The 11,892-nt window shown below is 69.6% G+C and carries 10 protein-coding genes and 1 pseudogene; 9 read left to right on the forward strand and 2 right to left on the reverse strand.

The window, feature by feature from the left end; translation table 11 throughout:
* From N4P33_RS25340 to N4P33_RS25370, 7 genes are all read left to right on the forward strand, one after another.
* Positions 1 to 1,174: spermidine/putrescine ABC transporter substrate-binding protein (locus N4P33_RS25340; RefSeq protein WP_260829062.1), on the forward strand; the 1,174-nt coding region annotated here is incomplete at its 5' end.
* Between the two features lie 4 nt (positions 1,175 to 1,178).
* Positions 1,179 to 2,345 (forward strand): ABC transporter ATP-binding protein, encoded by a 1,167-nt coding sequence (locus N4P33_RS25345; RefSeq protein WP_260829063.1) that lies wholly within the window; start codon positions 1,179 to 1,181, stop codon positions 2,343 to 2,345.
* The gene (locus tag N4P33_RS25350) at positions 2,345 to 3,274 is read left to right on the forward strand and encodes an ABC transporter permease (RefSeq protein ID WP_260829064.1); all 930 of its coding nucleotides are present in this window, start codon (positions 2,345 to 2,347) and stop codon (positions 3,272 to 3,274) included. The genes N4P33_RS25345 and N4P33_RS25350 overlap by 1 nt, the downstream gene beginning before the upstream one ends.
* On the forward strand, positions 3,275 to 4,075 hold the full coding sequence (locus tag N4P33_RS25355; protein WP_260829065.1) for an ABC transporter permease: 801 nt from the start codon (positions 3,275 to 3,277) through the stop codon (positions 4,073 to 4,075).
* 54 nt (positions 4,076 to 4,129) lie between these two features.
* Complete coding sequence (locus tag N4P33_RS25360) at positions 4,130 to 5,548, forward strand: FAD-binding oxidoreductase (RefSeq protein ID WP_260829066.1); 1,419 nt, start codon at positions 4,130 to 4,132, stop codon at positions 5,546 to 5,548.
* Positions 5,549 to 5,653: 105 nt separating this feature from the next.
* Positions 5,654 to 6,097, forward strand: coding sequence for a hypothetical protein (locus tag N4P33_RS25365; protein ID WP_260829067.1), 444 nt, complete (start codon positions 5,654 to 5,656; stop codon positions 6,095 to 6,097).
* 80 nt (positions 6,098 to 6,177) lie between these two features.
* Positions 6,178 to 7,983, forward strand: coding sequence for a chitinase (locus tag N4P33_RS25370; RefSeq protein WP_260829068.1), 1,806 nt, complete (start codon positions 6,178 to 6,180; stop codon positions 7,981 to 7,983).
* On the opposite strand, the gene N4P33_RS25375 is transcribed toward N4P33_RS25370, so the two are convergent.
* The gene (locus N4P33_RS25375; RefSeq protein ID WP_260829069.1) at positions 7,922 to 8,557 is read right to left on the reverse strand and encodes a phosphatase PAP2 family protein; all 636 of its coding nucleotides are present in this window, start codon (positions 8,555 to 8,557) and stop codon (positions 7,922 to 7,924) included. The two genes, N4P33_RS25370 and N4P33_RS25375, sit on opposite strands and share 62 nt — an antisense overlap.
* 480 nt (positions 8,558 to 9,037) lie before the next feature.
* Between N4P33_RS25375 and N4P33_RS25380 the strand changes: the two genes are divergently transcribed.
* Entirely contained in the window at positions 9,038 to 9,499 is a 462-nt protein-coding gene (locus N4P33_RS25380; protein ID WP_260829070.1) for a zinc ribbon domain-containing protein, read from the forward strand.
* 172 nt (positions 9,500 to 9,671) lie between these two features.
* On the opposite strand, the gene gabT is transcribed toward N4P33_RS25380, so the two are convergent.
* On the reverse strand, positions 9,672 to 11,006 hold the full coding sequence (gene gabT, locus N4P33_RS25385; RefSeq protein WP_260829071.1) for a 4-aminobutyrate--2-oxoglutarate transaminase: 1,335 nt from the start codon (positions 11,004 to 11,006) through the stop codon (positions 9,672 to 9,674).
* Between the two features lie 265 nt (positions 11,007 to 11,271).
* Here gabT and N4P33_RS25390 point away from each other — a divergent pair.
* Positions 11,272 to 11,892: pseudogene (locus N4P33_RS25390) on the forward strand (ATP-binding protein); the annotation flags it as partial.

An 11,892-nucleotide genomic window follows, 5' to 3' on the forward strand; every position in this document is an offset into this window, starting at 1 on the left:
GGCCGCCCTCACCCGCCGCAGTCTGCTGCGCGCCTCCGCCGGCGGCGCGCTCGCGGTCGGCGGGCTCGGGGCGCTGAGCGCCTGCGGCATCCCCGCGGCCGGCACCACCGAGGGCGGGGTCTCGGCGGAGGACCACTCCAAGGAGGAGAAGACCGTCAGCTTCTCCAACTGGACCGAGTACATGGACGTCGACGACAGCGGCAAGAGGCACCCCACGCTGGAGGCGTTCACCAAACGCACCGGGATCAAGGTCAAGTACACCGAGGACATCAACGACAACACCGAGTTCTTCGGCAAGATCAAGCCGCAGCTCGCCGCGGGCCAGGACACCGGCCGCGACATCATCGTCCTCACCGACTGGCTCGCCGCCCGTCTGATCCGCCTCGGCTGGGTGCAGAAGCTGGACCCGGCCCACCTGCCGAACGCCTTCACCAACCTCTCCGCCCAGTTCCGCAACCCCGACTGGGACCCGGGCCGCGCCTACTCGTACCCCTGGCAGGGCATCTCCACGGTCATCGCCTACAACAAGAAGGCGCTCGACGGCGTCGAGGTGAAGACCCTCTCCGACCTGCTGGACAACCCCAAGCTCAAGGGCCGGGTCGGACTGCTCACCGAGATGCGCGACACCGTCGGCATGACGCTGCTCGACATGGGCAAGGACCCGGGGAAGTTCAGCGCCGACGACTACGACGCGGCGATCGCCCGGCTGCAGAAGGCCGTCGACAAGAGCCAGATCCGCCGCTTCACCGGCAACGACTACACCTCCGACCTCACCAAGGGCGACTTCGCCGCCTGTCTGGCCTGGGCCGGGGACGTCGTCCAGCTCAAGGCCGACAACCCGGACATCGACTTCCTGATCCCGGACAGCGGCTACATGACGTCCAGCGACAACATGCTGATCCCCAACAAGGCCCGGCACAAGACCAACGCCGAGCGGTTGATCGACTACTACTTCGAGCCGCAGCCGGCCGCGCAGCTCGCCGCCTACATCAACTTCGTCTGCCCGGTCGACGGAGTGAAGGACGAACTGGCGAAGATCGACGAGGACGCGGCGAACAACCCGCTGATCCTCCCCGACAAGGCCATGCAGGCCAAGTCCCGTGCCTTCCGCTCCCTGAGCTCCAAGGAAGAAACGGCATTCGAAGAGAAGTTCGCGAAGCTCACTGGGGCGTGACGAGATGAAGACCACCAACGACACGGCGACTCACGGCGAGGACGTCCGCCTCACCGGCATCAGCAAGACCTACGGCTCCTTCACCGCCGTACACCCGCTCGACCTGACCATCCCGCAGGGCTCCTTCTTCGCCCTGCTCGGCGCGTCCGGCTGCGGCAAGACCACCACCCTGCGCATGATCGCCGGCCTGGAGGAGCCCACCGCGGGCACCGTCCACCTCGGCGACCAGGACGTCACCGCGCTCCCGCCGTACAAGCGGCCGGTGAACACCGTCTTCCAGTCCTACGCGCTCTTCCCGCACCTCGACATCTTCGAGAACGTCGCCTTCGGTCTGCGCCGGCGCGGCATCAAGAGCGTCAAGAAGCAGGTCGAGGAGATGCTGGAGCTGGTCCAGCTCGGCGAGCAGGCCCGCAAGAAGCCGCACCAGCTCTCCGGCGGCCAGCAGCAGCGCGTCGCCGTCGCCCGCGCGCTGATCAACCACCCCAAGGTCCTGCTGCTCGACGAGCCGCTCGGCGCCCTCGACCTCAAGCTGCGCCGCCAGATGCAGCTGGAGCTCAAGCGCATCCAGACCGAGGTCGGCATCACCTTCGTGCACGTCACGCACGACCAGGAGGAGGCCATGACCATGGCCGACACGGTCGCCGTGATGAACGCCGGCCGGGTCGAGCAACTCGGCGCGCCCGCCGACCTGTACGAGAACCCGCGCACCACCTTCGTCGCCAACTTCCTCGGCACCTCCAACTTCATCGAGGCCGAGGTCGACACCGCGTCCGGCGCCGAGATCGTCCTCAAGGCGGGCGGCGGCAAGCTGATCCTGCCCGAGGCCCGCAACAGCGCGCCCACCACGACCGGCGGCAAGGTGCTGGTCGGCGTGCGCCCGGAGAAGATCTCCCTCACCCACGCCGACGACGCCGGCGAGATACCCGAGGGCCGCAACAGGATCACCGGCCGTATCGCCGAGTCCAGCTTCATCGGCGTCTCCACGCAGTACGTGATCGACAGCCCCGTCTGCTCCGACTTCGAGGTCTACGTCCAGAACATCGACCGCGACGCGCGCCTGGTGCCCGGCGCCGAGGTCGTCCTGCACTGGAACCCGGAGCACACCTTCGGCCTGGACGCCGCGCAGGACATCGACGCCGGTGTGGAGACCGTCGAGGAAGAGGTGGCCTGATGGCAGCGGTCACCGAGGCGCCGCCCCTGGCGCCCACACCCGCCCCGGAGAAGAAACCGCCGCGCAAGCGGGGCCGCTGGACGCCGTATCTGCTCCTGCTGCCCGGCCTGCTCTGGCTGGTCGTGTTCTTCGCCCTGCCGGTGATCTACCAGGCCTCCACGTCCGTGCAGACGGGCTCCCTGGAGGAGGGCTACAAGGTCACCTGGCACTTCGCCACCTACTGGGACGCGCTGTCCGAGTACTGGCCGCAGTTCGTCCGCTCGGTGCTCTACGCGGGCGCCGCGACCGTGCTGTGTCTGCTGCTCGGCTATCCGCTGGCGTATCTGATCGCCTTCCGCGCGGGTCGCTGGCGGAACCTGATCATGATTCTGGTGATCGCGCCGTTCTTCACCAGCTTCCTGATCCGCACCCTCGCCTGGAAGACGATCCTCGCCGACAGCGGACCCGTCGTCGGCGCCCTGGACGCGCTGCACATCCTCGACGTCACCAGCTGGCTCGGCTGGACCGCCGGCGACCGCGTGCTCGCCACGCCGCTCGCGGTGGTGTGCGGTCTGACGTACAACTTCCTGCCGTTCATGATCCTGCCGCTCTACACCTCGCTGGAGCGCATCGACCCGCGGCTGCACGAGGCGGCGAACGACCTGTACGCCAAGCCGTCCACGACCTTCCGCAAGGTCACCTTCCCGCTGTCGATGCCCGGCGTGGTGTCCGGGACGCTGCTGACCTTCATCCCGGCTACGGGTGACTACGTCAACGCGGATCTGCTCGGCTCCACCGACACCCGCATGGTCGGCAATGTGATCCAGTCGCAGTTCCTGCGGATCCTCGACTATCCGACGGCCGCGGCACTCTCGTTCATCCTCATGGCGGCCATCCTCATCATGGTCACGCTGTACATCCGCAAGTCCGGCACGGAGGATCTGGTTTAAATGACCTTCGTCAACTGGCTCAAGCGCCATTTCGTCGTCATCGCGGGACTGCTGACCCTCGCCTATCTCCTGCTGCCCAACGTGATTGTCACGGTGTTCTCCTTCAACAATCCGAAGGGGCGCTTCAACTACGAGTGGCAGGAGTTCTCCACGGCCGCCTGGACGGATCCGTGCGGGGTCTCCGGGCTGTGCGGCTCGCTCTCGCTCAGCCTGCAGATCGCCTTCTGGGCGATGCTCGGCGGCACCGTGCTCGGCATGATGATCGCCTTCGCGCTGGTCCGCTACCGCTTCCGCGCCCGCGGCGCCGTGAACTCGCTGATCTTCCTGCCGATGGCGATGCCCGAGGTGGTCATGGCCGCCTCGCTGCTGACCCTGTTCCTCAACATGGGCGCCCAGCTGGGCTTCTGGACCGTCCTGATCGCCCACATCATGTTCTGCCTCAGCTTCGTCGTGGTCGCCGTCAAGGCCCGCGTGATGTCCATGGACCCCCGTCTCGAGCAGGCCGCGCAGGATCTCTACGCTGGCCCGGTCCAGACGTTCCTCCGGGTCACGCTGCCGATCGCGGCGCCCGGAATCGCGGCGGGCGCGCTGCTCGCCTTCGCGCTCTCCTTCGACGATTTCATCATCACCAATTTCAACGCCGGATCCACCGTCACCTTCCCGATGTTCGTCTGGGGCTCCGCCCAGCGCGGAACGCCCGTCCAGATCAATGTCATCGGCACGGCCATGTTCATCGTCGCCGTCCTGCTGGTGCTGGTATCCATGGCCGTCGGAAACCGCCGCAAGCGGCAGAAGGCATAAAGCCGGCCGCAGGCACAGAAAAGCAATCGCAGTCCCCTGTAGGGAGTTGAAATCATGGCCCCTGGTGCCATGAGCCGTTGGACGAAATCCCTTTCCGAAGCACGCCCGGTGGCGTACTGGCTGGACGACCCCGGCCGCCCCGCCCCCGAGCCCGCGCTGACCGGCGCCGAGACCTGCGACCTGCTCGTCGTCGGCGGCGGCTACAGCGGACTGTGGACCGCGCTGATCGCCAAGGAACGCGACCCGTCCCGGGACGTGATCCTGGTCGAGGGCCGCGAGGTGGGCTGGGCCGCCTCCGGCCGCAACGGAGGCTTCTGCGCCGCCTCCCTCACCCACGGCCTGCCCAACGGGCTGACCCGCTGGCCGGACGAGATCCACAAGCTGGAGGAGCTGGGCGCCCGCAACCTCGACGAGATCGAGGCGGCGGTCGCCCGGCACTCCATCGACTGCGACTTCGAACGCACCGGCGAGATCGACGTCGCCACCGAGGACTACCAGGCGCGCGAACTGCGTGAGTGGTACGAGGAGATCGACCGCAAGGGCCTCGCCGGCGGCGTCGAGCTGCTGGACGCCGAGGCGGTCCGCGAGCAGGTGAACTCCCCGACCTTCAAGGCGGGGTTGTGGGACCGGCGCGGCGTGGCCATGCTCAACCCCGCCAAGCTGGCCTGGGGACTGAAGCGGGCCTGCCGTGAGCTCGGCGTGCGCGTCTACGAGCACACCCCCGCGCTCACCCTGAAGCCGTACGGCGCCGGCATGGCCGTCCGCACCCCGTACGGGTCGATCCGCGCCCGCCGGGTGGCGCTCGGTACCAATGTCTTCCCCAGCCTGGTCCGCCGGGTCCGCTCCTACACCGTCCCGGTCTACGACTACGCCCTGATGACCGAGCCGCTCACCGCGGAGCAGCTCGAGTCCATCGGCTGGAAGAACCGGCAGGGCCTCGGGGACAGCGCCAACCAGTTCCACTACTTCCGGCTGTCCGCCGACCACCGGATCCTGTGGGGCGGCTACGACGCGATCTACCCCTACGGCGGCCGGGTGCGCGCCGAGTACGACGAACGGCCCGAGACCTACGCCAAGCTCGCCGGGCACTTCTTCACCTGCTTCCCGCAGCTGGAGGGCGTGCGCTTCACCCACGCCTGGGGCGGCGCCATCGACACCTGCTCCCGCTTCTCCGCGTTCTTCGGCACGGCCCACGCGGGCAAGGTGGCGTACGCGGCCGGCTATACGGGGCTCGGCGTGGGCGCCACCCGGTTCGGCGCGGAGGTGATGCTGGACCTGCTGGCGGGGGAGCAGACCGAGCGCACGGAGCTGGAGATGGTGCGCAGGAAGCCGCTGCCGTTCCCGCCGGAGCCGTTCGCCTGGACCGGTATCGCCCTGACCAAGTGGTCACTGGCCCGGGCGGACGCCCACGGCGGGCGCCGCAATCTCTGGCTGCGGACCATGGACCGGCTGGGCTTGGGCTTCGACAGCTGAGACGCAGAGTTGAAAAAGGTGCCGTAACCCGCGTAATGCCCGCCCCCCGCCTCCCTCTCCCTCATGACGCGAGAAGCGTTCACGAGTGAGAGGGAGGTCGTTTACATGACAGGGGCGAAGTCGGCGGTCGAGTGGCTCTCATCCGTCGCACCCGATCCCGAGGCGTGCCGCTGGGAGTGGGAACGCAACCCCCACGGGGTGGCCCTGCTGCCCGCGGGCAGGGCCTGGGACGTACTGATCCTGCCGGGCGAGCTGGGCTATCCCACGCTCGACGTGCTCACCCGGGTCCTCGACCAACCGGGCCCGGTCCTGGTCGACTTCGGGGACGCCCGGATGGGCTTCCTCGTGCCGCCGGGCACCGCCGCCCGCTGGCTCGGCACCGGGATCCGCACGGCCGGGGAGGGCACCTGGATCGTCGTACCGCATCCGCTGCGCTCCTCCACCGGAGGCGTGCGCTGGCTGGTCCCGCCGGACGGCTCGGGCACGCTCACCGACCCGGCGCTGCTCGAACTGGCCATGCACGAGGCGGCGGCCGGGCTCCAGGAGTGACGCGAGCCTTGACAACCTGATTGGTCTGGACCAACTTTGAGGCGCTCCACCCTCCATCTCCCCCATCTCCGGAGGCACTTGTGGAACGCCCCGACCGCCCCAGACCGTTCAGACTGCTCGCGATCCTCACCACCGCGGCCGCCCTGGCCGCCTCCGGTATCTCGTCGGCCGCCCGTGCGGCCGACGCGGACCTCACCAGGAACGGCGGCTTCGAGTCCGGCCTCGACGGCTGGACCTGCACCGCCGGAACGACCGTGAACTCACCCGTGCGCAGCGGCAGTTCGGCGCTCAAGGCGACCCCGGCCGGCAGTGACAACGCCCGCTGCTCCCAGACCGTGACCGTCAAGCCGGACTCCCAGTACACGCTGACCGGCTACGTCCGCGGCTCCTACGTCTACCTGGGCGCGAGCGGCACCGGCACCACGGACGTCTCCACCTGGGCCCAGTCCGCCCCCGACTGGCAGCAGCTCACCACCACCTTCCGCACCGGCCCCTCCACCACGAAGGTCACCCTCTTCACTCACGGCTGGTACGGCACCGGCGCCTACCACGCGGACGACATCTCCCTCGTCGGCCCGGGCGGCGAGACCGGACAGCCGCCCGCCCCGCCCACGGGACTGAAGACGGGCACGGTCACCTCGACCAGCGTCGCCCTGTCCTGGTCACCGGTCGCGGGCGCCACGAGCTACGCCGTCTACCGCGACGGCACCAAGGTCCGCACGGCGAGCGGGACTGCGGCCACCGTCACCGGACTCACGCCCTCGACGGCGTACTCCTTCCAGGTCGCGGCCGTCAACGACGCCGGTGAGTCGGCGCGCTCGGCCACGGTCTCCGCGACGACCGCCGACGCCGACCCCGGCGGCCCCTCCGACCTCCCGCCGCACGCCCTCGTCGGCTACCTCCACGCCAGCTTCGCCAACGGCTCCGGCTACACCCGCCTCGCCGATGTCCCCGACAGCTGGGACGTCATCGACCTGGCCTTCGGCGAGCCCACCTCCGTGACGTCCGGCGACATCCGCTTCGACCGCTGCCCGGCCACCGAGTGCCCGGGCGTCGAGAGCGACGCCGAGTTCAAGGCCGCCATCAAGGCCAAGCAGGCGGCCGGCAAGAAGGTGCTCATCTCCATCGGCGGCCAGAACGGCCAGGTACAGCTCACCACCACCGCCGCTCGGGACACCTTCGTCTCCTCCGTCTCGAAGATCATCGACGAGTACGGACTCGACGGCCTGGACATCGACTTCGAGGGCCACTCCCTTTCCCTCAACGCCGACGACACCGACTTCAAGAACCCCAGGACCCCGGTGATCGTGAACCTCATCTCGGCGCTGAAGACCCTCAAGGCCAGGTACGGCGACGACTTCGTACTGACCATGGCCCCGGAGACGTTCTTCGTCCAGCTCGGCTATCAGTACTACGGCACGGGCAAGTGGGGCGGCCAGGACCCGAGAGCGGGCGCGTATCTCCCGGTGATCCACGCGCTGCGCGACGACCTGACCCTGCTGCACGTCCAGGACTACAACTCCGGGCCGATCATGGGCCTGGACAACCAGTACCACTCCATGGGCGGCGCGGACTTCCACATCGCCATGACCGACATGCTGCTCACCGGCTTCCCCGTCGCGGGCGACGCGAACAACGTCTTCCCGCCGCTGCGCCCCGACCAGGTCGCCATCGGCATGCCGGCCACTCCGAACGCGGGCAACGGTCATGTGCCGCCGGGCGAGGTCGTCAAGACGCTCGACTGCCTGACCAAGAAGACCAACTGCGGCTCGTACACCACCCACGGGACCTGGCCGGGGCTGCGCGGGCTGATGACCTGGTCGATCAACTGGGACCGGTTCGGGGGCTGGGAGTTCCAGCGGACCTTCGACGGCTACTTCGGCTGACCAGCAGCCAGAGGCCGGTCAGCAGGATCGCGCCGAGGCACCAGCTGGCCGCCACGTCCAGCGGCCAGTGGTAGCCCCGGCGCACCAGCCCGTAGGAGGCGCCGAGGACGAGCAGGGCGCACAGGGCGACGAGCCCGCGCCGTACCGCCGCCGAGCGCAGCAGCGGAAGGAGGAGCAGCGTCGCCGCGCCGTACGCCACCACGGCGGTGGCGGTGTGGCCGGACGGGTAGTAGCCGACCGCCGGTGGCACGGCCGGGGTGCCGGGGCGGTCGGTCCACTCCTTGAGCGGCGCGACCAGCACCGGCACGAGCACCATCGCCACGGCCCCGGCAGCGGGCGGCAGCCACCACCGGTCCAGACCTGTCGCCCGCCCGTGCCATCCGACGTACGCCAGCGCGACGGCGAGGACCGGCACGGCCACCTGCACATTGCCGAGATCGGCGAGCAGTTCGGAGGCCTGGTCGGGCTCGACGAGGGCCCTGCTCAGCCGCTCGTCCACGTCCACCAGCGGGCCGTCGGCGACGACCTGCCAGGTGATCAGCGCGAACAGCACGGCGGGGAGGGCGAGCAGCATGCCGCCCAGCTTGGCAAACACACCGAAGGGCCGGCGCAAGGGGGGGAGTGCGCCGGCCCTACGGTGAACCGTCGTCTCGTCGGACCGAGCGACCGTCCGGACCGGAACGTCGCACGCCCCGGGGGGTATGGGGCGGCGACCGTCCGATCGGTGAGGAGATCCGAAGCTCACGGCTCCGGTTGTGTGCGCGAGGGCACGACCAGGTCGAAGCTGGGGAGGCCTCGGCCCGATCCGCCCACAGTGCCCTGTGAGCGGGGTGTATCTCTCATCTGGGAAGAACTTACGACAGGGGGTGGGCCCGCGACAGGGTGAACGGGAACCTGCCATGCACTCTGCACACCTTCTTCACTGGTGCGGCGAGGCCGGTCGCCGGACGGCGCCGGAAAAAAAATCAAACGACTGTCCCATGGGTCGCTGGCGGGAGTGGTCGTCATGTGAGGGACGGTCGTGTGTGCGGTGCTCGCACTACGGTCCGATGCCGTGAAGCTGGTGGTGCAGGTGAAGCTGCTGCCGACACCTGAGCAGGCGTCGGCACTGGAGGCGACCCTGCGTGCCTGCAACCAGGCCGCCACCTACGCCTCCAGCGTCGCCTTCGCCAAGAATCTCAAGGACCGTAACGGTCTGCAGAAGGAGGTCTACGCGGACCTGAAGGCCACGTTCGGGCTGTCGGCCCAGCCCGCGGTGCGGCTGGTGAAGAAGGTCGTCGACGCCTACAAGGCCCAGAAGGCCGGCGTGCCGTTCCTGGAAGTGGACGCGGCCTACACCTCGCAGCGCTGTCCGCGCTGTGGGAACACCGATCGGGCCAACCGGCCCGATCGGGACCGCTTCTGTTGCCGTCGGTGCGGGCTCGCTGGTCCGGCCGACGTCGTCGCCGGGGTCAACGTGCGCGACCGTGCACGCTCGGCGTGGGTGTTCGTCACCGCACCCGCACCCAGCCCTTGACCACAAGGGCTGGGTGGATGCGACCCGTGACCGTCCTGTCGTAGGGGGCAGTCGGGAGCGCGACGAGGTGGGTACGGCCGAGCGTGCGAGCCCGGCCGTACCCGGCCGAGATAGGTGACACGCTCTGCCGCTGAACCGTTCCAGAGGGTGCGGACAGGGTTTCGGGCAGGGCTCAGACGCGGGCGAAGGCCTGCTCGATGATGTCCAGGCCCTCGTTGAGCAGGTCCTCGCCGATGACCAGCGGCGGCAGGAAACGCAGCACGTTGCCGTAGGTGCCGCAGGTCAGGACCAGCAGGCCCTCCTGGTGGCAGGCCTTGGCCAGCGCGGCGGTGGCCTCCGGGTTCGGCTCCTTGGTGGTGCGGTCCTTGACCAGCTCGATGGCGATCATCGCGCCACGGCCGCGGACGTCACCGATGATGTCGAACTTCTCGGCCATGGCGGTGAGGCGGCCCTTCATGATCGCCTCGATGTTCTTCGCCTTGGCGTTGAGGTCCAGCTCCTTCATCGTCTCGATGGCGCCGAGCGCACCCGCGCAGGCCACCGGGTTGCCGCCGTAGGTGCCGCCCAGGCCGCCCGCGTGCGCGGCATCCATGATCTCGGCGCGGCCGGTGACGGCGGCGAGCGGCAGACCGCCCGCGATGCCCTTCGCGGTGGTGATCAGGTCCGGGACGATGCCCTCGTCCTCGCAGGCGAACCACTGGCCGGTGCGGCAGAAGCCGGACTGGATCTCGTCGGCGACGAAGACGATGCCGTTGTCCTTGGCGAACCGGCTGATCGCCGGGAGGAAGCCCTTGGCCGGCTCGATGAAGCCGCCCTCGCCGAGCACCGGCTCGATGATGATCGCGGCCACATTCTCGGCGCCGACCTGCTTGCTGATCTGGTCGATGGCCTGCGCGGCGGCCTCCGGACCGGCGTTCTCGGCGCCGGTCGGCCAGCGGTAGCCGTAGGCGACCGGGACGCGGTAGACCTCGGGCGCGAACGGGCCGAAGCCGTGCTTGTACGGCATGTTCTTCGCCGTCAGCGCCATGGTCAGGTTGGTGCGGCCGTGGTAGCCGTGGTCGAACACGACGACCGCCTGGCGCTTGGTGTAGGCGCGGGCGATCTTCACGGCGTTCTCGACGGCCTCGGCGCCGCTGTTGAACAGCGCGGACTTCTTCGCGTGGTCACCCGGGGTGAGCTCGGCGAGCGCCTCGGCGACGGCGACGTAGCCCTCGTACGGCGTGACCATGAAACAGGTGTGCGTGAAGTCGGCGAGCTGGGCGGACGCCTTGCGCACGACGGCCTCGGCGGAGGCGCCGACCGAGGTGACGGCGATGCCGGAGCCGAAGTCGATCAGACGGTTGCCGTCGACGTCCTCGATGATGCCGCCGCCCGCGCGCGCGGTGAACACGGGCAGCACGGAGCCCACGCCCTGCGCGACCGCGGCGGTGCGGCGGGCCTGCAGCTCCTGCGACTTCGGGCCGGGGATGGCGGTGACGACGCGGCGCTCCTGCGGAAGTGCGGTCATGCGGGGCTCCTGGGGGGTCTTTTACGGACGCTTGCCTTCTTTTCTCGCAGGCTAGGGCGGGGAGGGAGGGCTGGGCATGCTCCATGTGGGCGTTGTCCGGGGGGCCGGGTTGTCCGTGGTGGACATAGCGGCGGTGCGGCCCCGACACGGCGGCGGGCATTCCGCCGTGGCCGGACCCGGCCGCGTAAGCGGTGAACTCGCCCTGTCGGGGCGTTAGATTGACTCGCTGATGGTGGACGGAGCGGCTGGTCAGGGGGCAGGACCGATGGACAGCGACGGGACGCAGGACACCCGGGGTACGCATGCGAACCCTGTGCCGCGCCCGGCGGGGCCACCCGACGTGCCGGGCGCGCCCGCGGTACCCCCGCGGCCCACACGGGCACCGGGCATGCCGCCGCCGCCCGACGGCTCGGCGTTCCTCACCTGGCTGCGCACCCCGCGCCCCGAGGCCCAGCCCGGCGTCTGGCGCTTCGGGCACCGGCCGCGACCGGAGGAGGAGCCCGAGCGGATCCCGGCCCGGCAGCTGCTGAGCGGGGCGGTGATCGCGTTCCTCGTGGGGTGGCTGATCTGGTCGCTGCTGTGGAACGGGTACCTGGGCACGTGGTGGCTGCTGCCCCTGGATGCCATGACGTCGTCGTGGACGGATCCGCAGTCCTACAGCCGCGTGGTCCTCAGCTATGTGTGGTACACCGCCGTTGCGCTCGGCATCATGATCGGCGTCGGCCGCTTGGGCCGCTGGGACGAGATCTGGCAGCGCTACGTGGCCCCGCGCCTGCGACGGACCGAGAGGCGGGAGAGCGCGCCCCCCGTTCAGGAGGACCCGGCCGCGTGGCCGCAGCTGCGCGCCGCCGGTGCCGCCGACGCCGCCGAGCGGCTCGCCGCCGAC

Source organism: Streptomyces sp. 15-116A (genome assembly GCF_025290915.1).
Lineage (GTDB): Bacteria > Actinomycetota > Actinomycetes > Streptomycetales > Streptomycetaceae > Streptomyces.

What these genes read in the sequence shown, in the direction of transcription:
- N4P33_RS25345 (WP_260829063.1), top strand. Translation starts at nt 1,179, where the DNA reads ATGAAGACCACCAACGACACGGCGACTCACGGCGAGGACGTCCGCCTC.
- N4P33_RS25365 (WP_260829067.1), top strand. Translation starts at nt 5,654, where the DNA reads ATGACAGGGGCGAAGTCGGCGGTCGAGTGGCTCTCATCCGTCGCACCC.
- N4P33_RS25350 (WP_260829064.1), top strand. Translation starts at nt 2,345, where the DNA reads ATGGCAGCGGTCACCGAGGCGCCGCCCCTGGCGCCCACACCCGCCCCG.
- N4P33_RS25355 (WP_260829065.1), top strand. Translation starts at nt 3,275, where the DNA reads ATGACCTTCGTCAACTGGCTCAAGCGCCATTTCGTCGTCATCGCGGGA.
- gabT (WP_260829071.1), bottom strand. Translation starts at nt 11,006, where the DNA reads ATGACCGCACTTCCGCAGGAGCGCCGCGTCGTCACCGCCATCCCCGGC.
- N4P33_RS25375 (WP_260829069.1), bottom strand. Translation starts at nt 8,557, where the DNA reads ATGCTGCTCGCCCTCCCCGCCGTGCTGTTCGCGCTGATCACCTGGCAG.
- N4P33_RS25360 (WP_260829066.1), top strand. Translation starts at nt 4,130, where the DNA reads ATGGCCCCTGGTGCCATGAGCCGTTGGACGAAATCCCTTTCCGAAGCA.